27 protein-coding genes are annotated in these 22540 nt (G+C 68.9%); 12 read left to right on the top strand and 15 right to left on the bottom strand.

Annotated features, from left to right (window positions below; translation table 11 throughout):
- Positions 1-22: 22 nt before the first annotated feature.
- From AB0I19_RS16505 to AB0I19_RS16535, 7 genes are read right to left on the bottom strand one after another with little or no spacing between them, the layout of a single operon-like run.
- On the bottom strand, positions 23-1102 hold the full coding sequence (locus AB0I19_RS16505) for an iron ABC transporter permease (RefSeq protein WP_357149457.1): 1080 nt from the start codon (positions 1100-1102) through the stop codon (positions 23-25).
- Positions 1099-2010, bottom strand: a complete 912-nt coding sequence (locus AB0I19_RS16510; protein ID WP_357149459.1) for an ABC transporter ATP-binding protein — start codon at positions 2008-2010, stop codon at positions 1099-1101. Before AB0I19_RS16510 ends, AB0I19_RS16505 begins: the two co-directional genes overlap by 4 nt.
- A complete protein-coding gene (locus tag AB0I19_RS16515) occupies positions 2007-2993 on the bottom strand; it encodes a hypothetical protein (protein WP_357149462.1) in 987 nt (328 codons plus the stop codon). The genes AB0I19_RS16510 and AB0I19_RS16515 overlap by 4 nt, the downstream gene beginning before the upstream one ends.
- The gene (locus tag AB0I19_RS16520) at positions 2990-4255 is read right to left on the bottom strand and encodes an MFS transporter (protein ID WP_357149464.1); all 1266 of its coding nucleotides are present in this window, start codon (positions 4253-4255) and stop codon (positions 2990-2992) included. The genes AB0I19_RS16515 and AB0I19_RS16520 overlap by 4 nt, the downstream gene beginning before the upstream one ends.
- Positions 4252-5418, bottom strand: a complete 1167-nt coding sequence (locus AB0I19_RS16525) for a cysteine synthase family protein (protein WP_357149467.1) — start codon at positions 5416-5418, stop codon at positions 4252-4254. Before AB0I19_RS16525 ends, AB0I19_RS16520 begins: the two co-directional genes overlap by 4 nt.
- Positions 5415-6236 carry a hypothetical protein gene (locus AB0I19_RS16530; RefSeq protein ID WP_357149470.1) on the bottom strand — a complete coding sequence of 274 codons (822 nt, stop codon included), beginning with the start codon at positions 6234-6236 and terminating at the stop codon, positions 5415-5417. Before AB0I19_RS16530 ends, AB0I19_RS16525 begins: the two co-directional genes overlap by 4 nt.
- Positions 6233-7492 (bottom strand): ATP-grasp domain-containing protein, encoded by a 1260-nt coding sequence (locus AB0I19_RS16535; protein WP_357149472.1) that lies wholly within the window; start codon positions 7490-7492, stop codon positions 6233-6235. Before AB0I19_RS16535 ends, AB0I19_RS16530 begins: the two co-directional genes overlap by 4 nt.
- 100 nt (positions 7493-7592) lie before the next feature.
- Here AB0I19_RS16535 and AB0I19_RS16540 point away from each other — a divergent pair, with 100 nt between their 5' ends.
- Entirely contained in the window at positions 7593-8285 is a 693-nt protein-coding gene (locus AB0I19_RS16540; protein WP_357149475.1) for a hypothetical protein, read from the top strand.
- Positions 8286-8379: 94 nt separating this feature from the next.
- Positions 8380-9804 carry an amidase gene (locus tag AB0I19_RS16545; RefSeq protein ID WP_067642664.1) on the top strand — a complete coding sequence of 475 codons (1425 nt, stop codon included), beginning with the start codon at positions 8380-8382 and terminating at the stop codon, positions 9802-9804.
- Between the two features lie 4 nt (positions 9805-9808).
- On the opposite strand, the gene AB0I19_RS16550 is transcribed toward AB0I19_RS16545, so the two are convergent.
- Both AB0I19_RS16550 and AB0I19_RS16555 read right to left on the bottom strand, forming a co-directional pair.
- Positions 9809-10033, bottom strand: a complete 225-nt coding sequence (locus tag AB0I19_RS16550; protein ID WP_067642662.1) for a hypothetical protein — start codon at positions 10031-10033, stop codon at positions 9809-9811.
- Between the two features lie 199 nt (positions 10034-10232).
- A complete protein-coding gene (locus AB0I19_RS16555) occupies positions 10233-10682 on the bottom strand; it encodes a MarR family transcriptional regulator (protein ID WP_357149478.1) in 450 nt (149 codons plus the stop codon).
- Between the two features lie 69 nt (positions 10683-10751).
- On the opposite strand from AB0I19_RS16555, the gene AB0I19_RS16560 reads away from it, so the two are divergent.
- The 7 genes from AB0I19_RS16560 to AB0I19_RS16590 all read left to right on the top strand — a co-directional run bounded on the left by AB0I19_RS16560 (position 10752) and on the right by AB0I19_RS16590 (position 15622).
- Positions 10752-11126 (top strand): cupin domain-containing protein, encoded by a 375-nt coding sequence (locus AB0I19_RS16560; RefSeq protein WP_357149481.1) that lies wholly within the window; start codon positions 10752-10754, stop codon positions 11124-11126.
- A 67-nt stretch (positions 11127-11193) separates the two neighbouring features.
- Positions 11194-12123 carry a metal ABC transporter substrate-binding protein gene (locus tag AB0I19_RS16565; RefSeq protein WP_067642653.1) on the top strand — a complete coding sequence of 310 codons (930 nt, stop codon included), beginning with the start codon at positions 11194-11196 and terminating at the stop codon, positions 12121-12123.
- Positions 12120-12848 carry a metal ABC transporter ATP-binding protein gene (locus AB0I19_RS16570; RefSeq protein ID WP_067642650.1) on the top strand — a complete coding sequence of 243 codons (729 nt, stop codon included), beginning with the start codon at positions 12120-12122 and terminating at the stop codon, positions 12846-12848. The genes AB0I19_RS16565 and AB0I19_RS16570 overlap by 4 nt, the downstream gene beginning before the upstream one ends.
- A complete protein-coding gene (locus AB0I19_RS16575) occupies positions 12845-13717 on the top strand; it encodes a metal ABC transporter permease (protein ID WP_357149485.1) in 873 nt (290 codons plus the stop codon). Before AB0I19_RS16570 ends, AB0I19_RS16575 begins: the two co-directional genes overlap by 4 nt.
- A gap of 31 nt (positions 13718-13748) precedes the next feature.
- Positions 13749-14099 (top strand): MmcQ/YjbR family DNA-binding protein, encoded by a 351-nt coding sequence (locus AB0I19_RS16580; protein WP_357149488.1) that lies wholly within the window; start codon positions 13749-13751, stop codon positions 14097-14099.
- Between the two features lie 13 nt (positions 14100-14112).
- Positions 14113-14655, top strand: a complete 543-nt coding sequence (locus tag AB0I19_RS16585; RefSeq protein ID WP_067497047.1) for a YaeQ family protein — start codon at positions 14113-14115, stop codon at positions 14653-14655.
- Between the two features lie 43 nt (positions 14656-14698).
- Entirely contained in the window at positions 14699-15622 is a 924-nt protein-coding gene (locus AB0I19_RS16590; RefSeq protein WP_357149491.1) for an alpha/beta hydrolase, read from the top strand.
- Here the strand turns inward: AB0I19_RS16590 and AB0I19_RS16595 are convergent.
- Positions 15613-16194, bottom strand: a complete 582-nt coding sequence (locus AB0I19_RS16595; protein WP_067642643.1) for a TetR/AcrR family transcriptional regulator — start codon at positions 16192-16194, stop codon at positions 15613-15615. The genes AB0I19_RS16590 and AB0I19_RS16595 overlap by 10 nt on opposite strands.
- A 93-nt stretch (positions 16195-16287) precedes the next feature.
- On the opposite strand from AB0I19_RS16595, the gene AB0I19_RS16600 reads away from it, so the two are divergent.
- The gene (locus AB0I19_RS16600; RefSeq protein WP_357149494.1) at positions 16288-17325 is read left to right on the top strand and encodes a beta-ketoacyl-ACP synthase 3; all 1038 of its coding nucleotides are present in this window, start codon (positions 16288-16290) and stop codon (positions 17323-17325) included.
- Here AB0I19_RS16600 and AB0I19_RS16605 read toward each other — a convergent pair.
- Both AB0I19_RS16605 and AB0I19_RS16610 read right to left on the bottom strand, forming a co-directional pair.
- Positions 17322-17786, bottom strand: a complete 465-nt coding sequence (locus AB0I19_RS16605; protein WP_357150139.1) for a CinA family protein — start codon at positions 17784-17786, stop codon at positions 17322-17324. The two genes, AB0I19_RS16600 and AB0I19_RS16605, sit on opposite strands and share 4 nt — an antisense overlap.
- Positions 17735-18106 (bottom strand): hypothetical protein, encoded by a 372-nt coding sequence (locus tag AB0I19_RS16610; protein ID WP_357149496.1) that lies wholly within the window; start codon positions 18104-18106, stop codon positions 17735-17737. Before AB0I19_RS16610 ends, AB0I19_RS16605 begins: the two co-directional genes overlap by 52 nt.
- A 285-nt stretch (positions 18107-18391) precedes the next feature.
- Here AB0I19_RS16610 and AB0I19_RS16615 point away from each other — a divergent pair, with 285 nt between their 5' ends.
- The gene (locus AB0I19_RS16615; protein WP_357149499.1) at positions 18392-19036 is read left to right on the top strand and encodes an MspA family porin; all 645 of its coding nucleotides are present in this window, start codon (positions 18392-18394) and stop codon (positions 19034-19036) included.
- Between the two features lie 34 nt (positions 19037-19070).
- Positions 19071-19736, top strand: coding sequence for an MspA family porin (locus AB0I19_RS16620; protein ID WP_067496968.1), 666 nt, complete (start codon positions 19071-19073; stop codon positions 19734-19736).
- Between the two features lie 195 nt (positions 19737-19931).
- Here AB0I19_RS16620 and AB0I19_RS16625 read toward each other — a convergent pair whose 3' ends face one another.
- Genes AB0I19_RS16625 through AB0I19_RS16635 form a run of 3 tightly spaced genes read right to left on the bottom strand, consistent with a single transcriptional unit; the run spans position 19932 to position 22526 of the window.
- The gene (locus AB0I19_RS16625; protein ID WP_357149502.1) at positions 19932-21314 is read right to left on the bottom strand and encodes a HAMP domain-containing sensor histidine kinase; all 1383 of its coding nucleotides are present in this window, start codon (positions 21312-21314) and stop codon (positions 19932-19934) included.
- Positions 21301-22002, bottom strand: coding sequence for a response regulator transcription factor (locus AB0I19_RS16630; RefSeq protein WP_357149505.1), 702 nt, complete (start codon positions 22000-22002; stop codon positions 21301-21303). Before AB0I19_RS16630 ends, AB0I19_RS16625 begins: the two co-directional genes overlap by 14 nt.
- Positions 21999-22526, bottom strand: coding sequence for a TerD family protein (locus AB0I19_RS16635; protein ID WP_357149508.1), 528 nt, complete (start codon positions 22524-22526; stop codon positions 21999-22001). The genes AB0I19_RS16630 and AB0I19_RS16635 overlap by 4 nt, the downstream gene beginning before the upstream one ends.
- Between the last annotated feature and the right edge of the window lie 14 nt (positions 22527-22540).

The raw sequence follows: 22540 nt of genomic DNA on the forward strand, positions 1-22540 counted from the left end.
ATTCCTTTCGATGGAGCAGAAATCAGGAGGCGCGGGAGCGGCGGATCAGCAGCAGGAGCAGGGGCGCGCCGACGGCGGCGGTGACGATGCCGATGGGCAGTTCACGTGGTGCGAAAACGGTGCGGGCGCCCACATCGGCGACCACCAGGAACAGCGCGCCGAGCAGGGCACTCACCACCAGCAGGTGCCGGTGGGTTCCGCCGACGCACAGCCGCGCGACGTGCGGAACGATGAGCCCGACGAAGCCGATCGCCCCCGCGACGGCCACCACCGCGCCGACGGCGAGCGCGACGATCAGCAATGCCCACAACCGGATTCGATTCGGGGCGAAGCCGAGCGTGCGCGCGGTATCGTCGCCCGCTGCGAGCGCGTCCAGGCGTGGCGCCATCAGCAGCACCGCGAGCAGGGCGCCCGCGACCACTGCGACGGTGGTCGCCACCGAGGACCAGGCCGCCGGGGCGAGCGAGCCGAGCAGCCAGAACAGCACGGTCCGCGCGCCTTCGGGGCGGTCGGAGGCGAAGATCAGAAAGCTCGTGGCGGCCGAGAAGATGTAGCCGATGGTCACCCCGCCGAGCAGCAGGCGCAGCGAGGTGAGCTGCCCGTTGATCCGGGAGATGGCGAACAGCAGCACCGTGGCGATCAGTGCCCCGATGAACGCACTCGCCGCCAGTGCGGCGGAGGTGGCCGCCGCGCTCACGCCGAACAGCAGGTAGACGGCGGCACCGGTCGAGGCGCCCGAGGTGACGCCGAGAATGTGCGGATCGGCGAGCACATTGCGCACGATGGTCTGCAGAACGGCGCCGGTGATCGCCAATGCGGCGCCGACGAGCGCGCCGAGCAGTACGCGCGGCACCCGGACCAGCCAGACGATCGAGTCCTGCGCGGTGGTCCAATCGGGAGTCACCGGTCGGCCGAACGTGTGGTGGCCGATGATCCGGGCGACGGTGCCTGGCGGAACCGCCACCGGCCCGAGCCCGGCCGCCACCAACACGGTGACGGCGAGTGCGATGAGCAGCCCGCCGATCAGCAACCCTGTGCGCGTGCGGTGCCGCGCGTGATCGAGATCGTCGACGATCTGCTCGACTTCCAGTGTCGCGGTCATCGCGTCGCCGCCTCTCGGGTCTCGGTCATCGACGGTGACCCGTCGGGGCCGTCATCGGTGAGTTCTGCTGCGCCGCCGGGAGTGTGGTCAGCCGGCGTGGGGTGGATCTCGGCGGCCTCCGCGACAACCGGGTTGTGGTCTTCCGCATCGTCCGACGGTCCGAAGAGGAGTTGGGTGGCGCCGAAGGCGGTGGTGCGGCGGACGGGGATGCGGTAGACGGGTTCGAGGGTTTCGGGGGTGAGGACCTCGTCGACCCGGCCCGCGGCGGCGACTCGGCCGTTGTCGAGCAGGACCAGGTGGTCGCAGTAGCGGGCGGCCAGGTTCAGGTCGTGCAGGACGACGATGGTCGTCGTCTTGCCGAGGCCGCGGACCAGGGCGAGCAGTTCGTGCTGGTAGCGGATGTCGAGATGGTTGGTCGGTTCGTCGAGGAGCAGATGGTCGGCCTGCTGGGCCAGGGCGCGGGCGATGAGGACGCGCTGCCGCTCGCCGCCGGACAGGGTCGCGAAGGGGCGGTCGGCCAGGTCACGGGCGCCGACGCGGGCGAGGGCGGCGGCCGCGGTGATGCGGTCGGCGCGTGAATAGCCTTGGAAGGCACCGACCCAGGGCGCCCGGCCGAGCAGAACCGTCTCGGCGACCGTGATCGGTGTGTCCGGTGGTGATTCCTGGGCGACGACGGCCAGGCGTGTGGCGAGGTCCCGTCCGCGCAGTGTGCCGACCGGGGTGGCATCGATCGTGATGGTCCCACCGGCCGGGCGCAGGGCGCGATACAGCAGGCGCAACAGCGTCGATTTTCCCGACCCGTTCGGGCCGATCAGCCCGACCGTGCACCCCGGGTCGGCGCGGAAACTGATGTTGTCCAGGGTGATTCGTCCGCCGTAGCCGAAGCGGACCTGTTCGATGGTGATCATGCGGGTAGCTCTCTGCTCGGGAGGCGCTCGTGCGGAAGCCGGTGTCCCCGGACCGGTCGCCGGGTGTGGTGCACGCTCACCGCGCAGCCGAACGAAGCGCAGAGCTGCTCAGCGGCAGCGAGTTTGGTGCGATAGTCGCGGTCGTTCTCGCTCAGCAGGATTCCGGTCGTCGTGCCGCTGTGCGCGACGACCACACCCACCGCACCGAGCGCGCGTGCTTCCCGGATGGTCGAGTCCAGGTGCGGGCGGTGGCGGAACGCGGCACTGAGCACAGCGCTGCGGGTGGCCACCGCGCCGATCGCCGTCACGTCCCCGCGCACGATCGCGACACCGAGGTCGTCGAGCAATCCGGCGTATTCGCGCTGGTGCCCGGGGCCGAAAGACGGTTCGGTTCGGTTGAATTCGACGGTGTCGACCACGCCGCCCTCGTCGCCGGTGACGATGGTCAGCGGCGGCAGCGCGCCCAGCCGGGTGTGCAGACGCACCTCCCGATGGAAGTAGGCGACCGTGCCGGAATACATCACCCCGTCGGAGGGCTCGATGGCACGCAGGTCGGCTTCGAGTTCGGTGAGGCCGACCGTGCGGCCTTCGGCATCGGCGACCGCGCGAGCCGTCGCCACCAGATCGGCGGTGGAGCTGGCCAGGCCTTTGCCCTCGGGCAGTTCGCTGCGCACGGTGAGTCGTCCGCCGCGCAGCACCTGTGAGCGTGCCACCATCGCGCTCGCCAGGCGCCGAGCCTTCGACTTGTGCCCGGGGACGACGGTGATGTCGTCACCGCCTGGTTCGAAGACGGCGACGGAGCCGCGCTGGATGGGCAACGTGACGAGGAAATGGCGGTCCCCGTCGAGGACGCCCTGCAGCAGCTCCCCACAGCTGCCGTTGGCGCGGCCGACGCCGATGCCCGGAGTGTCGGCCGTCAGCGGTGTCCGGTGCTCGACGAAAGGCGTGCGCCACTCGCGCACCGGGTGGCGGGGATCAGTCATGTGCGGTCTCCCGAATGAGCCATATCGGCATCGGGCAGCACGGCCCGCCGATGCAAGCCGAGGATCGCGACCGCCGACAGCACACCCGTCCCGGCGCACAGCAGCGCGGGTGGCCAGGTGAGCGACCCGCCCGCCCGGTCGAGCACCGCGCCGCTGAGCGAGGTCGCGACCACGGTGAACAGTCCCGATGCCAGGTAGAACGCCCCGAAATAGGTTCCGGTGAGCCGGTTTCCGGCGAAGCGGCCGATCGACTCGTTCACGAACGGCTGCACTGCCGTCACCCCGATGGCCAGCACCACCGCGCCCGCCACCACGGGAGTCACCCGCAGTACGGTCCCCGCTAGTCCGCTGCCCACGCCTGTGACGACACCCGCGGCGGCCGGGGCGATCAGGAACGACACGCCCATGATCGCCATCCCCGCCGCCATCGCGGGCCCGCGCCGAGGCCGGCGGATGAGCACCGTGGTGACCCGAACCTGCAGGGCCACAACGGCTATGGTCTCCACCACGAACAGCGCGGCCACGGCCCCGGCGCGGTACCGGGGATCGGCGCTGTCCTGTGCCTGCAACGTGAGCAGAAAATAGATCTGGCTCTGCAACGCGAACATCGGCATCAGGGCGAGGGTGAACGCCCAGAAACGGCGATCGGTGAACACGGTCGTGAAGTCGGCGCCGATCCCGCCCTCGTGCGCGGGCACCGGTCGCGCAGGCAGCAGCACCCACTGAACCACCGCCAGCACCACGAAAATCACGGCCGCGACCAGCGCGGATATCCGGAAGCCCGCCGCGATCAACACGGTCCCCAACACCGGCCCGATCGCCGAACCCGCATTGCCGAACACATTGAACAGCGCGAACGCCTCCGCCGACCGCGAACCACTGTCGGTGGCGATATACGCGCGCACGGCCGGATTGAACAGCGCGCCCGCGAAACCCGTGAGGATGGCCGCCGCGAGCACCACCGGCAGTGAACCACCGAGCGCGAACAACGCGAACCCGAGCGCCCGCACGGCCAGCCCCACCATGATCACGCCCCGCGCCCCCAGCCGATCCGCCGCCGACCCCCCGACGAGGAACAGACCCTGCTGGCTCAGATTGCGCACCCCGAGCACGACACCGACCACCGCCGCCGACAGCGCGAGGTCGTGCAGCAGATAGTCGGCGAGGAACGGAATCAGCAGGTAGAAGCCGATATGCCCGACCAGATGATTGACCAGCAGCAACCGCACGCCCTTGGGCAGCGCGAGAAACGTCGTTCTCACCCGAGCACCTCGGCAGCGTCGTCGTGCACCGCGGTGGTGGATTTCCGCACAGGCTCGGCGGTGCCGCGCCCTTGGTCGACCGAGTCCTGCGCCCGGCCGGACGGATCACACATTTCGGTAGCCGGACCGCCAGATGGAGCGGCAGGGTCGCGGACCACTGTGCAACGGCCCCAGCCGCTGACCTCGGCGCTGTCGGGGGTCGGGATGGTTGTGGGTTCTGTTGCGGGAGGGGCGAACAGGCCGTTCGCGCGGCACCAGGTGTCGTTGTAGATGGTTCGGAGGTAGCGGTGGGGGCCGTCGGGGAAGACGGTGAGTACGCGGGAAGCCGGCTCGCGGTCGGCGATCCAGCCGGCGACCAAGGCGGCGGCACCGGTGCTCCAGCCGCCCGCGATTCCGGTGTGGGCCGCGAGTGCGCGGCAGGACGCGACGGCTTCGGCGGCGCCGACCCAGTGCACCTCGTCGAAGTCGGCATAGGCCACGTTGCGGGGGAGGATGCTGCTGCCGAGGCCGCGCATGAGCCTGCGGCGGTCCGGTTGCCCGAAGATGCGGGAGCCGACGGCGTCGACGCCGACTACCCGCAGCCGAGGCCAGCGGGTGCGCAGGACGCGGGTGAGCCCCGCACAGTGGCCGCCGGAACCGATCGAGGCGACGAGCACATCGACGTCGTCGACCTGCGCGAGGATCTCCGCGCCCATGGCCTGGTAGCCACCGGCATTGTCGGGGTTGTCGTACTGGTCGGGCCAGTACGCGCCGGGTGTCGCGGCCAGCAGTTCGGCCAGCCGGTCGAGCCGGGCCTGCTGCCAGCCGCCGGTCGGGTGCGGGGTGGTGACCACCTCGAGGGTGATGCCGAAAGCCGAGAAGAGGGCGCGCAGGTCCGGTTCCAGCTCGTCGTCGACCACCAGCACGATCGGGTGACCGAGCGCCTTGCCTGCCAGGGCGAGGCCCAATCCGAGAGTGCCGCTGGTCGATTCGATGATCGTGGCGCCCGGTGCGAGGTCGCCTCGCGCGGCCGCCGCCCGCATCATCGACACAGCCGCACGGGCCTTCATCCCCGCGATGCTCGCCGATTCGAGTTTGGCTGTGTACCAGCTGTTTCCGGTGGCGACTTGGACGACAGGGGTGTTGCCGATCAGTCGCAGCAGGCCGGGTTGCGGTGCGGTCATGAGAGCTCCCGGTAGGTGACCAGGGTGCTCGCGGCACCGTCGAGGGAGAAGAACGGGTAGGGCTCGGCCGAGATCGCGTGCACTCCGGCGCCGAGGAACCAGGGCAGCACCGCGCTGCCGGTCTGGGCGAAAAGAACAAGGGGTAGTCCCCGCTCGCGCGCGATGGCGCGGAATTCGTCGAATGTGCCGTTGCCCAGGGTCATTCCGGTGACGAGCAGTGCGTCGTAGTCCGACGGAGCCGTCGCCACGGACTCGAAGATCGGTTCACCCCACTCGGTGACACCACCCGCCAGATCGCACGGCACATAGGCGATGCCACGGTCGCGCAACTCGGCCAGCAGCGAACCGACCACCCCGACCACCAGCACCTTGGTGACCCCGGAGGGGAGCAGATCGACGACGGTGTTCGCGCGGCGCCGCGATTTCGTCAACGAGGTCGGCCCCGCCACCACCACGGGGCTACCGTGCAGACCCGCTGCCGCCGGATGCGGGTGCACATGCATCAGATAGGCATCGAGCGCCGCGACACGCACCGCCCCGACCTGGTGTTCGAGCAGGTCACCGACGGTCGCCGCGACACAGTCGTCGATCAGCTCGCCGGTGGCCGAACCGGGTTCGAGCCCACACGAGCCGACCGCCGCACCGACCCGGATGCTGAGCACCTCGTTGCGGTAGGCGCGGGTGCGTCCCGCGTGCCTGGTGCCGTAGGTCGTGAGAAAGGCGGTCGATGCCTTCAGGGTGTCGGGGTCGGGGCCGAGTCGCCCGGTCCGTGCCCACGTGGTGAGCTCGGCCACCGAGGCGGGGTGCGTCTGGATCACGCGACACCGCCGTCGAGCTCGACACGCAGCTCGGCGATCAGGGAATTCGCGAGTTCGCCTGCCTCGCCGAAGTTTTCGGACGTTACGAGGACGTGGCCGAGGTAGGTGTTGTTGTCGGTGGCCGGGCGGACCTCGGCGCCGGGCTCGGGGAGTTTGTGTTCCACGATGCGCGGATCGTCGGCCCAGCCGGCCGCACCGGCGACACGGGTCACCACGCCTGCCCGGTCGGGGACGGCGAAGGCGACGGCGGCGCTCCCGGCGTCGGTCTGCCGTGGGGTGAGCTCGGTTTTCCCACCCAGGACGGCTTCGACATGGACCCTGGTGAGGTCGATGCCGGTGACCCGGCGGACCAGTTCGGTGATCCGGTTGCCCGCGGGGCGTGGGTTCACCTCGATCAGGCACGGCCCGTCGACTGTGAGCTTGACCTCGGTATGGGCGACGGTCGCGTCGAGACCGAGCGCCTCGATCGCCGCCTCGGCGGTGTCCGCGACGGCTTGGCGATCGGTAGCCGACAGGTCGGCCGGGAACATATGGCCCGACTCGATGAAGGCGGGGGCGCCGGTGAGCTGCTTGTCGGTCACCCCGACGACAGTGGTCCGCCCGGCGACGGTCACCGTTTCCACACTGAATTCCGGCCCCTGCACGCATCTTTCGAGCAGCACCTGCGGTGACCTGCGCTGCCCACGCGCGTTCACCGGGAACCCGGCGATGCGCTCCACCGCAGCGCGCAACTCGGCGTCGTCGTCGACCCGGCACACGAACATCCCGCCACACAGATCGATCGGCTTCACCACCAGCGGATAGCCCAATCGAGCTGCGGCGCCGACAATCTCGTCCATCGCCTCGGCGACGGCGAAGTCGGGCCCGGGAACTCCGGCCGCGCGACAGATCTCGCGGGTCCGGTACTTGTCGCATGCCGCGACCACCGCCTCCCGGCCGGGGCCGGGCAGGCCGAGATCGGCGGCGATCGCGGCCACCGTCGGCAGGTAGTAGTCGCACGAGGTGAGTACGCCGTCGAAACCGAAGAGCTCGTGCAGCTTTCGCACATACGGCAGTAGCGCGGCCTCGTCGTTGGTCTCGGCGGTGAACACATTGTCAGCGGCCAGCAGCGGGTGTGGCGACGGTGTGCCCGGGCGGAGGTAATGCCCGAGATCCCTGGTCAGGAAGCTGAATCGGTGTCCGCCGTCCTTGATTCCCTGCGGCAGCAGGGTGCTCATCGAGCCGACCCAGCTCTCCACCATCAGCAGATGTCCCACTACGACCTCCCAGCCTCATCGAGATGATAATGATAACCATTATCGCTACGATTGCCACCGCCGGTCACCGCGATCGGCTGGAATCGATGAGGAATCACCCATGTTCTTGAAGAAAATCGCTGTGCCCGTGGCCCTTTCGCTGTCCGCTCTGGCCGTCACAGCAGCCGGAGCCCAGGCGGAACCCGCGGCGCCGCGGCCGGTCGAATACACCGCGCACACCGACGGCACCACCTCGGTCATCGAGATCGAGCACGGTTCGCTGGTGGTCGACAACGGTGCCCTGCAGGTGCGCGACGCCGCGGGCACCGTCGTCGGCGCGACGCCGCTGACCTTCGCGATCGACGACTTCCAGTTCCCCATCGACGCCCGGGTCGACGGTCGAACGGCGACCCTCACCCCCGCGCTGAGCATGGACAAGGCCGTGTACAAGCCGGTAGCGCTGCCGTTCGAGGACAAGGCGCCGTGGAAGTCCGAATACGACCGTGAACAGGCCGCCTGGTCCCGGATGACGAGCACCATCTCCATGGGCGCCACCATCGGCACCCTCGTCGGTGGCATCGGCGGCGCGGCCCTCGGTTGCCTCGCCGGTGCCGCCGCGGGCGTCGTGCTCACCGGTGCCCTGCTCACCCTGTTCGGTGCGGGACCGCTGGCCGGTTGCGTCGCGGGTGCGGCCGCCGTCGGTTTCCTCGGTGTCCTCGCTGGTCAGATCTTCGTCACCGCGCCGGTCGCCATCGGCGCGGTGATCCAGTACGTCACCACGATCAACCAGCCGTTCACGGCACCCGCCAAGTAGGGGCCCGCTCGTGCGGCTCGCCCACTGCCGGGCGGGCCGCACTGTCTGGCCGAAGTTCGTTACCCGCGCGTACGGTCGCGATTAGGCTGCGGTCATGAGCTCTGCCGTCCACGGATTCACCGACGACGCCCTCGGCGACCACGACGCCGTCGGCCTCGCCGCCGCACTGCGCGCCGGGGAGGTGAGCCGGGCCGAGGTGATCGAGGCCGCGATCGCCCGGACCCAGGCCGTCGACCCGCGCCTCGACGCCGTGCAGGTGCGCAGCTTCGAACGGGCCGCCTCGGCGCCCGAAACCGCCGGGGTGTTCGCCGGGGTGCCCGCGTTCGTCAAGGACAACACCGATGTCGCCGGGCTGCCGAGCTGTCACGGGTCGGCCGCGTTCACGCCGCACCCGGTGACGGCGACGAGCGGGCCCGCCGCGCAATTCCTGCACTCGGGTGTGGTCGTGCTCGGCAAGTCGACGCTGCCGGAGTTCGGGCTCACCGCGAGCACCGAGTTCGTCCACCGCCCGCCGACGCGCAACCCGTGGAATCCGGAGTTCTCGGCGGGCGCCTCCTCGGGTGGGTCGGCGGCGCTGGTCGCGGCCGGGGCGGTGCCGATCGCCCATGCCAACGACGGCGGTGGTTCGATTCGGATCCCCGCCGCCGCGACGGGTCTGGTGGGCCTGAAGCCCACCCGGTACCGGCTGCTCGACCAGCCGGGCGCGCGCAAACTGCCGGTGCACCTGGTGGCCGAGGGTGTGCTCACCCGGTCGGTGCGCGATACGGCGCATTACCTGGCCGCGGTCGAGAGTTTCGGTGCCCACCCGAAACTGGCGCCGGTGGGGCTGGTGGAAGGGCCGAGTGCGCGACGACTGCGCATCGGCGTGGTCACCGCGGATGTGTTCGGCAGGCCGGTGCACCCCGACAACCGGGCCGTCCTCGATTCGGCCGTCCATGTCTTCGCGGGTCTCGGGCACGAGATCGTCGCGAAGCGGCTGGAGGTCGACCCGCGCTTCGTCGACGACTTCAAGCAGTACTGGGCGGTGATGGCCGCGGCGATGACGCTGTCGTTCCGGCTCGGTCATCGCGGACGATTCGACGCGCGCAAACTCGACCCGTTCACCACCGGCCTGATCGGAATGGCCAAACGCAACCCACTGGGTTCCGCGGCGGCCGCATGGCGGCTACGCGCCGGAACCGCGGCCTACGACCGGCACTTCGCCGATATCGATGTGATGCTCAGCCCCGTGCTGTCGCATCCGGCGCCGCGCATCGGTGAGCTGGCGCCGGATCAGCCGTTCGACGACCTGTTCGCCAAGCTCGTCGACTATGTCGGCTTCACGCCGCTCAACAATGTCGGTGGGGGACCGGGCATCTCGCTTCCGCACGGACTGCTGCCGACGGGTCTGCCGGGTTCGGTGCAGCTGGCCGCCCCGCGCGGCGCGGAGCGAACCCTGCTCGACCTGGCCTACCAGCTGGAAGCGGCCAGCCCGTTCCCCCGGATCACCGACCGTCGCGCCGACGCGGGCGCGGCCTGAGGGCTCAGTTGTGGCGGGTCGCCACGTTGATCGGGCGGAGGCTGCCGGTGGTGCCCGCCTCGAACGCCCAGTGCTCGCCACGCCAGGTGGGGTGTTCGGCGCGCCAGCGGTCGACCAGCCGCGGGTCTTCGAGAGAGGCGACGACACCGGCGGAACCGGTGTACTGCAGCCGTTCGTACTTGTGGCGGGTGATGGTGTCGACCGAGGTGGCGGTCGCTAGAGCAGACATTCGAACTCCGGGATAGCGGGAACGGTGCGTGACGAGGCACGGCCCGGACCGGCGGCCCGGGGTGCTGCGGTGGCGCGTCACCGCTCGCAGCCGAGTATGCCGCTCGTCGCGATGTCGCGCGCGGGTTTCGAAAATCCTGTTGTTCGGATTAACGGATACCTGACAACAGATCGTTCGTCCGCCGCGAAGGGTTACGCCCTCACCAGCTCGGGCGGACCCGGCCAGGGGTGACGACCCGCGCCAACACGTCCCTGACCTGGTCGAGGTCCCCCGCGCCGAGGGTTTCGGACCAGTTTTCGGTGAGTTCGCCCAAGGCTGCGTCGGCGGCGCGAGTGCACGCCCAGCCGCGATCGGTGAGCGTGATGAGCCGGGCGCGTGCGTCGCGTGGGTGCGGATTGCGTTCGACATAGCCCTTGGTGACCAGCTCGTCGACCAGTTGGCTCGCCGCCTGCTTGGTGACACCGAGATGCTCGGCGATCTCACCGACGGTCGCCCCGTCGGGTGCCATTCGCACGAAGGCGAAGCCGTGTGTGGGCCGTACATCGGGGAAGCCGGCCGCGGCGACCCCGGCCTGGACCGCGTCGGTCACCTGGGCGGCGGCCGCGAGCAGCAGTAGGGGGAGGTCACCGGCAGGGGGCACGTTCGTCATTCTGGCACTTGACGGGATAGGAAAGCTACTTGACTATATAGACAAGTAAATTGACCAATAGGAGACGCAATGCCGGTAGTCCGTTCCGCCGACGCCCAGGTGCACGAAGTGCACAACGCCCGCTTCACCTCGTTGATCCGCCCCGGCACCGGCAGTGCCGACCTGTGCGTCTGGCAGACCGAGGTCGCTCCCGGCACGGCCGGAGTCGCCCACCGGATCCTCGGAGAAGAGGCATTCGTGCTGCTCACGGGCGAAATCGTCCTCACCATCGACGGTGAGTCGGCCACCCTGCGGCCCGGTGATGCCGCCGTGGCGCCCGCCGGCTCGCTCATCGCGCTCACCGACGAAGCCGGGGCGGGCGCGCGGCTGCTGGTCGCCGTCCGGACCGGCTTCGCCGCGGAGTTGCCGGACGGGTCGACCTTCGTCCCGCCCTGGGCATCATGACCGGTCGCCACCGCTGTTTCGGTGGCAGAACTTGAAAGTTCGGTCACCCGAACAATATAATTCCGGGATGAAGGTTGGGTTCCACCGTTCGTCGCGAGTGCTCGCGGCGTGCGTGCTGAGTGTCATGGTGTTCGCGCTCACCGCTTGCGGTGGCGTCGGCGCGTCCGACGACGACCGGAAGGTGGTCCTCACCACCTTCACCGTGCTCGCCGATATGGCGCGCAATGTGGCCGGTGAGCATCTGCGGGTCGAGTCGATCACCAAGGTCGGCGCCGAGATCCACGGGTACGAGCCGACGCCGGGGGACATCAAGAAGGCCGCGAAGGCTGATCTGATCCTCGACAACGGCCTCAATCTCGAGGCCTGGTTCGCCCAGTTCGTCGCCGACCTCGAGGTGCCGCATGCCGTGGTGAGCGAGGGTGTGACGCCGATGAACATCAGCGAGGACGCCTACGCGGGCAAGCCGAATCCGCACGCGTGGATGTCGCCGGTGAACGCGCAGATCTACGTGGACAACATGGTTCGCGCGTTCACCGATCTCGACCCCGACCACGCCGAGGCCTACCGCGCCAACGGCGAGGCGTACAAGACCCAGCTCGGTGCGGTCCGTGACGAGCTGGTGGCCGCCGTCAGCACGCTGCCCGCCGACCAGAAGGCCCTGGTCACCTGTGAGGGGGCGTTCTCCTACCTGGCCCGCGACGCGGGGCTGACGGAGAAGTACATCTGGCCGGTCAACGCCGAACAGCAGGCCACACCGCAGCAGATCGGGTCGGTGATCGACTTCGTCCGCCAGCGCGGGGTGCCCGCCGTGTTCTGCGAGTCGACGGTGTCGGACGCGCCGATGCAGCGCGTGGTCGAGGCGACCGGTTCGCGCTTCGGCGGCACGCTGTATGTCGACTCGCTGTCGGAGGCGGACGGCCCCGTGCCCACCTACCTCGACCTGATCCGGCACGACGCAGACACCATCGCGGCGGCACTGGCAGGAGCACCGAAATGACCGAGCCTGTTGTCGAAATCCAGGACGTGACAGTTCATTACGGTGATGTGCTCGCCCTCGACAACGTCGAACTCACGTTGAAGTCGGGTCGGGTGTGCGGTCTGATCGGGATGAACGGGTCGGGCAAGTCGACACTGTTCAAGACCGTCATGGGACTTGTCACGCCCGACCGCGGCCGGGTGCTGGTCAACGGTGGCGCACCCGCCGCCGCGCGCAAGGCGGGCGCCCTCGGGTACGTGCCTCAATCCGAGGACGTGGATTGGACTTTCCCGCTGTCGGTGCGCGATGTGGTGATGACCGGGCGCTACGGGAAAATGGGCTTCACCCGGCGCGCGAGCAAGGCCGACAAGGCCGCCGTGGAGGAGGCACTGGCCCGGGTCGAACTCACCGACTTCGCCGACCGGCAGATCGGGCAGCTCTCCGGCGGCCAGAAGAAGCGGACCTTCGTGGCGCGCGGCATCGCGCAGGAGGCGACCATCCTGCTGCTGGACGAACCGTTCGCCGGTGTCGACAAGCGCTCCGAGGCCACCATCACCGCGTTGTTGCGTGAGCTCGCCGCCGGTGGTGCGACGATCCTCGTGTCCACCCACGACCTGCACGCGCTGCCTCGATTGGCCGACGAGGCAGTGCTTTTGAACCGCCGGGTGCTCGAACACGGTGACCCCGACGTGGTGTTGCGGCCCGAGAACCTGGCCAAGGCGTTCGGATTGGACACAGACCAGTGAACCTCGAAGAATTCTTCCTCGACCCGTTGCGCTACGAATTCATGGTCCGGGCGCTGGCGACCACCGTCACCGCGGCCGTGGTGTGCGCGGTGCTGTCGTGCTGGCTGGTGCTGATCGGCTGGTCGCTGATGGGTGACGCGGTGTCGCACGCGGTGCTGCCCGGGGTGGTGCTCGCCTACATCGTCGGCTGGCCGTTCGCGGTGGGCGCGGTGATCTTCGGGTTCCTCGCGGTCGCGTTGATCGGGGTGGTGCGCGATACCAGCCGGGTGAAGGAGGACGCGGCCATCGGGATCGTCTTCACGACGCTGTTCGCGTTCGGGTTGGTGCTGGTGTCGGTGACACCGAGCCAAACAGACTTGAACCACATCGTTTTCGGCAATCTGCTCGGGGTGAGTCGCGAGGAGATGATCCAGATCATGATCCTCGCGGCGATCGTGCTCGTGGCGTTGGTGCTCAAGCGTCGCGACTTCACCCTGTACGCCTTCGACGCCACCCATGCGCACGCCATCGGGCTCAACCCCCGCGTACTCGGCACCGCGCTGCTCGCACTGCTCGCCCTCACCTCGGTGGTGGCGTTGCAGGCGGTGGGTGTGGTGCTGGTGGTGGCCATGCTCATCATTCCGGGCGCCACGGCCTACCTGCTCACCGATCGTTTCTCGCGGATGCTGCTGATCGCGCCGGCCGTGTCGGTGCTGTGCGCGGTCACCGGTCTCTACATCAGCTACCACCTCGACACCGCCGCGGGCGGGATGGTGGTGGTCACCCAGGGCGTCGCCTTCACCCTGGTCTACCTGTTCGCACCGCGTCACGGCATCATCGGCCGCCGCATCACCGCGAGCCGGGCCCGTTCGGCCAAGCTCGCCGTCTGAACCTGTCGGTGCGTTTTGAGATGATCGGATCATGACAGTCACCGGGGACGACGTCCGCACCTTCGCTCTGTCCCTGCCCGGCACCGCGGAGGAATTCGCCTGGGGCATGCCGATTTTCAAGGTCTCGGGCCGCCTGTTCCTCACCCTCCCCGAGAACGAGACCTCGATGGCCGTCCGCTGCCCGATCATCGACCGCGACGAACTGGTCCAAGCCGAACCCGCCAAGTTCTGGATCGCCTCCCACGAGGCGAACAACGCCTGGGTCCGCGTCCGCCTCTCAGCCCTCGACGACCACGACGAACTCACCGCCATCATCACCGACTCCTGGCACCAGGCCGCCCCGCGCGCCCTCCTGGAGTCTCACGAGTCCGCTACCAACTAGGGTGGCGGGTCTTATGGGAATCAGCGCTACTGTGCACACTTTCGCTATTCAGCTCGCCGATGTGGATCGGGGGGTTTATGAGGAGTTGGAGTTGCGGGTGGCTCGGCATCCGTCCGAGACGCTCGAGTACATGGTGACGCGGATTCTCGCGTACTGCCTGCAGTACGAGGAGGGGATCGTGTTCAGTGAGGGTGGGATCTCGGCTACCGACGAACCCGCGGTGCAGGTGCGGGATCTGACGGGGCGGACGACGGCCTGGATCGAGGTGGGGGCGCCCGACTCGGAGCGGATTCATCGGGGGAGCAAGCTGGCCGGGCGGGCGGCGGTGTACACGCATCGGGATCCGGTGAAGGTGCTCGCGCAGTACGCGGGCAAGAAGATTCACAACGCGGCCGCGATTCCGCTCTACAGTTTCGATCGGGCGTTCATCGACGAGGCGGCGCGGCTGGTGGATCGGCGCAATACCGCGAGCCTGTCGATCACCGAGGGCGTGGTGTACCTCGATCTCAACGGCTCCAGCCTGCGGACCGACATCATCGAACAACCGTTGGCCTGAACTGCGGGTAATTTGGCGGGCACCTGTACGAGTGGAGGTTGCGGTGCCCACAGTGATGAGCCGGTTCGTGATTCCGGGGTTCCTGCGGGCAGCCCGCCGCAACCGCAACTACATCGACGCCGAACGCGCCGAGGCCCATATCCGCGAGTTGGCCCTTCGCCCGCTGCCCTACGGCCCGCCACGCACCCTGCGCGGCGTCGACATCGCCGTGGTGCGCGATCGTGGCTGGCCCGTCTACACCCTCACCCCGCGCACCGGACAACCACGCGGCGGCCTGGTGTACGCGCACGGTGGCGGCTGGGTCGGTGAGATCGCGGTGCAGCACTGGCGGCTGGCGGCCATGCTCGCCATCCGCGCACGGCTCACGGTGACGGTGCCGATCTACCCCCTCATCCCGTTCGGCACCGCCGCGGACGTGATTCCCCGCGTAGCCGACCTCGTCCGCACCAGCGCGGACGATCACGGCCCCACCTTCCTCGCCGGTGATTCGGCCGGCGGCCAGATCGCCCTGTCCACCGCTCTGCACCTACGCGACCTCGGCACCACACTGCCGCGCACCGTCCTCATCTCCCCGGCCCTCGACCTCACTCTCGAGAACCCGGAGATCGATGTCGTACAGCAGCGCGACCCGTGGCTCGGTCGCGACGGCGGCCTCGTCTACGGCCGCCGGTGGAGCGGCGAGCTGCCGATGAAGGACCCCATGGTGAGCCCCCTGTTCGGCGATCTCACCGGTCTCGGCCCGATCACCCTGTTCACCGGCACCGACGACATCCTCAACCCCGATGCCCGCCTGCTGCGGGACAAGGCCCGCGCGGCCGGTGTCGACCTGGACTACATCGAGAAACCGGGTCTGGTGCACGTGTATCCGCTGACCCCGAGTCCCGAAGGCGCAACGGCCCGCCGCCACATCGTCACCACGCTGTGCGCGGATCTCGATGGCGCACCGGATGTTTCACCTCAACGCTGAGATAGGTGATAGTTGAACAGGATGGTCAGCTGGGTGACCGCCTGATCGAACGGATGCGCCGACTTGAGCGCCCGGCTGTGCACGATGGTGCCCTCGATGGTGGTGAGCAGGAACCCGGCAAGTGACACCGCCGTCGCCCGTTCGATCCCCGCCGCGACGATGCCGTCGGCCAAGCGCGCGGTCCATTCGGCGAAGGCCTGCCCGGCGATCGACTGCACCACCGGATCGCTTTCGTCCAGCGCGGCGGCCATCATGAACGAACCTGCCCGGAACTCGCTCTGCTCGAGCGGCACCCGCCAGAAGGCGAACAGGTCGGTCAGCCACTGCTGCGCCGACGGCGCGGTCTGCAGGGCGTCGGCCACGGCGCTGACGTGCGAGTACACCAGCCGCGACACGATGCGGGCCGCCGTCTGCACCAGTTCGCTCTTGCCGGAGGGAAAATGCTGGTAGAGCGAGTTGCGTGAGGTATTGCTCCGCTTGAGCAGTTCGCTCAACGCCGCCGCGTGCACACCGTGCTCCTGCACGGTCGCGATGGTGTGCTCGATCAGTCGGGCGCGTGGTCCGGCCGGCATCCGACTCTCCTCCCCGAAACGCTTGATTGAACCGATCGGTTCATGTTAGACCTTATAACGGATGAACCGATCGGTTCACATGGAGAGGATGTCATGCCAACCCCCATCGCCACCTCGATTCCGATCACCCACACGGGAATTCTCGGCCTCGGCGTGTACCGGCCGCGCCGCGTCGTGCCCAACTCGGAGATCGTCGAGGCCATCGACTCCTCCGACGAATGGATCAAGACCCGATCCGGCATCGCCGCCAGGCACTGGGCCGAAGACGACGAAACCATCGTGTCGATGAGCACCGCCGCCGCCCGCGACGCCCTCACCGCCGCGGGCATCACCGCCGACGAGGTGGACGCCGTGCTGCTGGCGACCTCGTCGCAGATGGTCCTCGGCCCCTCGGCGGGCGCGGTGGTCGCCACCGAACTCGGCATGCACGACACCGCCGCCTACGACATCTCCGCCGGGTGCGCGGGCTTCTGCTACGCGCTGGCCGATGCCGCAAACCTGGTCCGCTCCGGTCAGGCGCGCCACGTGCTGGTGATCGGGGTGGAACGGCTCTCGGACCTGCTCGACCGCACCGATCGCGGCACGGCGTTCATCTTCGCCGACGGCGCGGGCGCGGTGGTCGTCGGCGCCGCCGAGCAGGAGGGGATCGGCCCGGTGGCGTGGGGTTCGGACGGGTCACGCACCTCGGCGATCAAGCAGGACAAGGACTTCCAGGAGTACTTCGCCGAGGTGGCGGCCGCCGAGGCCAGTGGCGGCACGACGGTACGGCCCTACATCCGGATGAACGGCACCGAGGTATTCCGCTGGGCCGTCACCTTTCTGGAGCAGGCGTGCCGGGAGGCCTTGAAGCTGGCCGGTGTCACCGCCGCCGACCTGGACGCCTTTGTGCCGCACCAGGCGAATATCCGCATCACCGACGCGCTGGTCCGCACCCTCGACCTGCCCGACACCGTCGCCGTGGCACGCGACATCGTCGACACCGGTAACACCAGTGCCGCCTCGATTCCGATGGCCATGGAACAGTTGCTGCGCAGCGGCGCCGCCGAACCCGGCCAGACGGCGTTGCTGCTCGGCTTCGGTGCGGGTCTGGCGTACGCGGGCCAGGTGGTGCACCTGCCACCGATCGTCTAGCCGGTGAAGCGCTTCTCGCTCTCGCGCAACATCTCCAACGCGCATTGCACCGACTGTTCGAGCACTTGCTCGGGTTCGCCGTCGAAATTCCGGTGCACGGCCCAGGACGTGTCGCGGGTGGCGACAGCGCACCACACCGACCCCGCCGGTTCGCCGTCCTGATCGCCCGGCCCACCGACGCCGGTGGTCGCGGCGGCGATATCGGCGTCGGTCAGTGCCCGCACACCTTCGGCCATGGCCAGTGCGGCCGTCTCCGACACCACCGGCACGTCGGGCACGCCGAGAACGGACTGTTTCACCGTCACGGAGTAGGCGACGACCCCGCCACGGAACCACTGCGCGGAGTCGGGTGCCGCCGCGAGGGCGGCGGCGAGGTTACCGCCGGTGAGGGATTCGGCTACGGCGACTGTCAGCCCGTGACGCTCGGCGAAGTCACCGACATCTGCTGCGGTGGTGATGATGGCCTCCTCTGACGCGCCTGATCGCTGACTGGAACAGCGTAGGCCGCGCCGTCGCGGATGCCGAACTCGAACCGGCACGGGAACAGCGACGGCAGGCCGGTGGCGCGCAGGTCGTAGTTCGCGGCGAGGGTCTGCATGGCCCAGTTCTGCAAAGAATCCGGCAGTCGCAGGGTGGTGCCGTCGACGCAGGAAACATAGGCGTGGGTCTGTTCACCGTCGACCGGAAGCGGGTTGCGCAATCCGACCGCGCCGATGTCGAGAATTCGCCCGGAGTTGTGGGGAGAAGCGACGCTCGGCAAATCCAACTCGATGTCGTCCATGTGGGAAACCGTAACGCAGCAACTATCCAGGGAACATCGAAATCACGCCCCCTATACCGAACTTCGCAACATTGGCTGAACGCCGCATGTGTGACGACCGGTCTGCGCCCATCGCAACACCATCGCAAAGAACCGGAAATCTTCTCGTTCCATGAGCTTCATCGCCGGGTCCTCGACTGGTTCTCACCCCGCCATGGGGCGCGTGAATGCTTCGATCCGGCCCTCGACGCGCCCTGCCAGGTGCCGACGTCGAGGCGATACCGCTCGAACCTGATGAGGGGAAGAATGACAATCAAACGCTTCTACGTGGCCACGGCCGCCGCGGTCGCACTCGGTGGTTTCGCCGCCGGTTCCGCCGGCGCCGACGCTTTCGTCCCGCTGCCCGACGGCCAGAAGGCAGGCCCGGGCGTGACGATCACCCGCACCGCCGAGCGCGCCACCGTTTCGCCGTCGCTGGCGGCCAACGGCGCCGGCCGCGTCGCCTGGGTCTCGGGCACCGTCACCGCCGACGTCACCGCGACGCCGGAGGGCGAGGTCGGCCCGTTCAACGGTCCGTCGGGCAAGGACGGCTCCAACAACTCCTCCACCCACGGCGCCTCGCAGCTGAACACCGGCTACATCGTCGGTTGCCAGGTGGCCATCGGTGACGACGCCATCTCCGCGGGCGTCTCCGGCGGCATCGACCTGTCCGGCGGCAGCCTCGGCGGCTCGGTCGGCCTCGACCTGGGCCCCGGCGAGGTGAAGTTCGTCCAGATCGAGAAGAAGGACATCCTGAAGGCGGGCGTCTACTCGGTCGAGTACCAGGACGTCGAGATCGAGATCCAGGGCTGCGCCGGGTACGCCCAGGCCCGCGCCTACTCGGTCGTGGAGATCATCGGCGACCACTACTCCAAGACCACCCTCTACGGTGCCCCGTTCAGCATCGGCTGAGCGCATCCGACTTCGATCGCAAGGAATGACACACATGATCGACCGTAAGAATTCGGCCCGCATGGCCGGTCTGGTCGGCGCGGCCGCCGTGACCTTCGGCCTGCTGTCCGCCGGTGCCGCCAACGCCGACACCTTCGTTCCGCTGCCCGGCGGCGAGATCGTCAAGACCCTGTCCGACGGTTCGACCGTCACCGTTCGCCTGGTCGGCGAGTCGGCCCTCATCAGCCCGTCGATGGGCTCGACCCCGGTGCACCGCAACGCGTGGGTGTCCGGCTCCGCGCAGGTCGAGGTCTCCGGTAACGCCAAGGGCGGCAAGATCTACCCCGGTTACGTGGTGGGTTGCCAGGTCAACATCGACGGCGGCGGCGTCGAGGGTGGCGTCGAAGGCGAGAGCAGCTGGGACGGCGAGGACGTGAGCGTCGGCGCCGAGTCCGGTGCCGAACTGAGCCTCGGCCCCGGCCAGGCCAAGTCGTTCTACATTCTCGACATCGAGAAGGCCGACGACTACGGCAACGAGGACCACGGCACCAACAACAAGTTCAAGGGCAAGAGCGGCTCGGTGACCTGGGCCGACTCGACCATCGGCCTGAGCGGCTGCGCCGGGTACGCCCAGGCGCGCGCCTTCGTGAAGGTCAAGGTGGAGACCGAGAACGTGAGCTCGGTCGTCACCCTGTGGGGCCAGCCCTTCAGCATCGGCTGATCCTGACAACCCCAGCGGGGCCCGGCGTCCGAGTGGCGCCGGGCCCCGCCGCGTTATGACGAGAAGTCACCGGTGTCGGTGTCGCGCGACGACTTCGGGAATCGGCCGCGTGCCGTGGCAGCGCGACTTGTCCTCCTCCAGCCCGAGGCCGTGGCGATCACCCGACCCGGTGACCGAGACGAGAATGGATCACTTTCATTGCGGCGGCTCGGACGTTTTCTTTGCGATCACGTGACGATCCAGCGCGGGCAGCGTCAACTCGAAGCGCGCACCACCGCCCGGCCGCTCCGAGCAGCGGATCCGGCCCTCGTGTCCCGCAACGGTTTCGGCGACGAGGGCCAGGCCGATGCCGGTGCCGCCCGTGCGACGCGAGGCGGTGACGAAGCGTTCGAAGATGCGTTCGCGATCGGCCGCCTCGACACCGGGGCCTTCGTCGTCGACGGTGACGCGCACCTCGTCGCCGTCGCGCTCGACGCGCACCGCTGCCACACCACCACCGTGGCGTTCGGCGTTGACGAGCAGGTTCAGCAGGGCGCGTTCGAGTTCCATCCGCCGCCCGCGCACCAGTCCCGGGTCGGTGGCCGTGAGCACCTCGGCCGCGACGCGACGGCTCGCGAGCAGGTGGGCCAGCAGTTCGGCCAGCGACAGCGGCGCCGGGTCGGAGCGGTGGATGCCCGCCTCGGCGCGCGCGAGGGCGAGCATGTCGTCGAGCAGACCGCGCAAGTAGGTGGTCTCCTCCACGAGCAGTCCCAATGCGGCGCGCGGTCTTTCGGACAGTTCGTCGCGATGCCCGGCCAGCACGGTCGCGGTGGTGGTCAGGGTGGTGAGCGGGGTGCGCAACTCGTGGCTGAGGTCGGAGACGAGCCTGCGTTCGCGTTCGATGCGCCGCTGCAGGGAGTCGACCATGGCGTTGAAGGCCTCGACGGTCGGCGACAGGTCCACGTCTTCGGGCCGCGACAAGCGCAGGTCGAGGTCGCCCGCGGCGATGCGCGACGCGGTGCCCGCCACCTGGCGTAGCGGGCGCAGCGCGAGGTGCGCGGCCCAGGCGCCGAGCGCGGCGGCCACCGCGACGGCGAGCACCGCGCAGGCGAAGAGGATGGTGCGCAGCATCTTCAGCGTGTCCTCCAGCTCGCGCAGCGGCGCGAATTCCTGGAGGACGGCGCCGTTTTCGACGTAGGTCGCCGTGCGCAGATAGGGCTCGCCCGCGATGCGCACACGGGTGGCGGGCGAGGGCACCTCGGCGGCCCGTTCGAGCGTGGCGACGGTGGCCTGGTCGGCGCCGAGCACACCGGTGCCCGTGGTGGAGTCGAGGAGGGCGATGGTTCCGGCGGGCAGCCGCAACGATTCGAGGGCCTCCTGCCCCGTGGCCAGCGATTCCATCCGCAACCGCAGGATCTCGGCGTGCACTCCTACCGCGCGTTCGACCGTCCGAACCCGTTGGGACTCCATGTAATTGGTGCTGATGGCATACACCGAACCCGACAGCAGCACCGCGACGAGACTGGCGCTGAGGACGAACGCCGCTGTTACGCGACCACGCAGGCCGCGTAACCGGGTGGGCAATTCAGGACCCGGCATCGAGGCGATAGCCGAGCCCGCGCACGGTGACGATCAGGCGCGGTTCGGCGGGATCGCGTTCGATCTTGGTGCGCAGGCGGCGGATGTGCACGTCGACGATGCGGTCGTCGCCGAAGAAGCCGCGGTCCCAGATCTTGTCGAGCAGCACCTGCCTGCTCAGCACGAGCCCGTCGTTCTGTGCCAGTTCGCACAGCAACCGGAACTCGGTGAGCGTCAGGTGCACGTCTTCGCCCGCCAGCCGCACCGAACCGCGCTCCGGGCAGAGGATGAGCTGGCGGTCGGCGTCGAGGACGAGTTCGACCACCTCGCGTTCGGTGTTGTTGCGGGTGCGCCTGCCCACGGCCCTGATGCGCGCGGTCAGTTCCTTGACCTCGAACGGTTTGGTGACGAAGTCGTCGGCGCCCGCTTCCAGGGCGGCGACCACGTCGTGGGTGTCGTCACGGGCGCTGACCACGATGATCGGCACGTCGTGGTCGCGGCGCACCTCGCGGATGCAGGTGAAACCGTCCATGCCGCCGAGCATCAGGTCGACGATCAGGACGTCCGGCACGCCGACGTTGTGCACGTGTTCCAGCGCGTGTTCGGCGCTTTCGGCTTCGGCGACGACATACCCCTCGTCCTCCATCGCCAGCCGCAACGACTCCCGTACCCGGGTGTCGTCCTCCACGATCATCAACTGCGCGCTCATACCGGGCCCAAATATACGGTCAAATGGGGCAGGGCGACGGTCGGGTGATCGGCGAAGATCGGGTCGCCGATCAGCGCGAACTCCCAGCCCGCGCCGGTGCGGTGCAGTTTGCCGAGGACGAAGCCGGTGTGCGAGGTGGCGCTCGACAGGTCGACGCGCACGAGCTCCGCCCCCGTGACGCTGTCGGCGACGCGGCAGAAGCCGTTGACGACCTGCTCGAAGGTCTGTCCGGTGTAGCAGGTGACGAGGAAGACGATGGTGCTGGTCGCGGCGTCGACGCGGGTGAGGTCGACGGTGATGATCTCGTTGTCGCCGTCACCGTCGCCGGTGACGCTGTCGCCGAGGTGGCGCAGGGCGCCGTCGCGGGAGGTGAGCTGTTCGTGGAACGCCGCGTCGACGAAGTCGTTGCCCGCGAACGCCAGGGCCGTCACATTGAGGTCGATGTCCTTGCGGGTATTGCCGAAGGGGCCGGTCGGTGGCGCGGGGTCCCAGCCGAGGCCGACGGTCACGTGGGTGAGAGACATGGTGGAGCTCCTGG

The sequence above is a fragment of the Nocardia sp. NPDC050413 genome (genome assembly GCF_040655475.1).
Lineage (GTDB): Bacteria > Actinomycetota > Actinomycetes > Mycobacteriales > Mycobacteriaceae > Nocardia > Nocardia coubleae.

Coding starts and splice junctions, on each gene's coding strand:
- AB0I19_RS16560 (WP_357149481.1), top strand. CDS start 10,752: ATGCCGGTAGTCCGTTCCGCCGACGCCCAGGTGCACGAAGTGCACAAC.
- AB0I19_RS16540 (WP_357149475.1), top strand. CDS start 7,593: ATGTTCTTGAAGAAAATCGCTGTGCCCGTGGCCCTTTCGCTGTCCGCT.
- AB0I19_RS16625 (WP_357149502.1), bottom strand. CDS start 21,314: ATGCCGGGTCCTGAATTGCCCACCCGGTTACGCGGCCTGCGTGGTCGC.
- AB0I19_RS16595 (WP_067642643.1), bottom strand. CDS start 16,194: ATGCCGGCCGGACCACGCGCCCGACTGATCGAGCACACCATCGCGACC.
- AB0I19_RS16565 (WP_067642653.1), top strand. CDS start 11,194: ATGAAGGTTGGGTTCCACCGTTCGTCGCGAGTGCTCGCGGCGTGCGTG.
- AB0I19_RS16580 (WP_357149488.1), top strand. CDS start 13,749: ATGACAGTCACCGGGGACGACGTCCGCACCTTCGCTCTGTCCCTGCCC.
- AB0I19_RS16600 (WP_357149494.1), top strand. CDS start 16,288: ATGCCAACCCCCATCGCCACCTCGATTCCGATCACCCACACGGGAATT.
- AB0I19_RS16505 (WP_357149457.1), bottom strand. CDS start 1,102: ATGACCGCGACACTGGAAGTCGAGCAGATCGTCGACGATCTCGATCAC.
- AB0I19_RS16620 (WP_067496968.1), top strand. CDS start 19,071: ATGATCGACCGTAAGAATTCGGCCCGCATGGCCGGTCTGGTCGGCGCG.
- AB0I19_RS16570 (WP_067642650.1), top strand. CDS start 12,120: ATGACCGAGCCTGTTGTCGAAATCCAGGACGTGACAGTTCATTACGGT.
- AB0I19_RS16585 (WP_067497047.1), top strand. CDS start 14,113: ATGGGAATCAGCGCTACTGTGCACACTTTCGCTATTCAGCTCGCCGAT.
- AB0I19_RS16510 (WP_357149459.1), bottom strand. CDS start 2,010: ATGATCACCATCGAACAGGTCCGCTTCGGCTACGGCGGACGAATCACC.
- AB0I19_RS16545 (WP_067642664.1), top strand. CDS start 8,380: ATGAGCTCTGCCGTCCACGGATTCACCGACGACGCCCTCGGCGACCAC.
- AB0I19_RS16630 (WP_357149505.1), bottom strand. CDS start 22,002: ATGAGCGCGCAGTTGATGATCGTGGAGGACGACACCCGGGTACGGGAG.
- AB0I19_RS16610 (WP_357149496.1), bottom strand. CDS start 18,106: ATGGACGACATCGAGTTGGATTTGCCGAGCGTCGCTTCTCCCCACAAC.
- AB0I19_RS16615 (WP_357149499.1), top strand. CDS start 18,392: ATGACAATCAAACGCTTCTACGTGGCCACGGCCGCCGCGGTCGCACTC.
- AB0I19_RS16515 (WP_357149462.1), bottom strand. CDS start 2,993: ATGACTGATCCCCGCCACCCGGTGCGCGAGTGGCGCACGCCTTTCGTC.
- AB0I19_RS16550 (WP_067642662.1), bottom strand. CDS start 10,033: ATGTCTGCTCTAGCGACCGCCACCTCGGTCGACACCATCACCCGCCAC.
- AB0I19_RS16635 (WP_357149508.1), bottom strand. CDS start 22,526: ATGTCTCTCACCCACGTGACCGTCGGCCTCGGCTGGGACCCCGCGCCA.
- AB0I19_RS16555 (WP_357149478.1), bottom strand. CDS start 10,682: ATGACGAACGTGCCCCCTGCCGGTGACCTCCCCCTACTGCTGCTCGCG.
- AB0I19_RS16525 (WP_357149467.1), bottom strand. CDS start 5,418: ATGACCGCACCGCAACCCGGCCTGCTGCGACTGATCGGCAACACCCCT.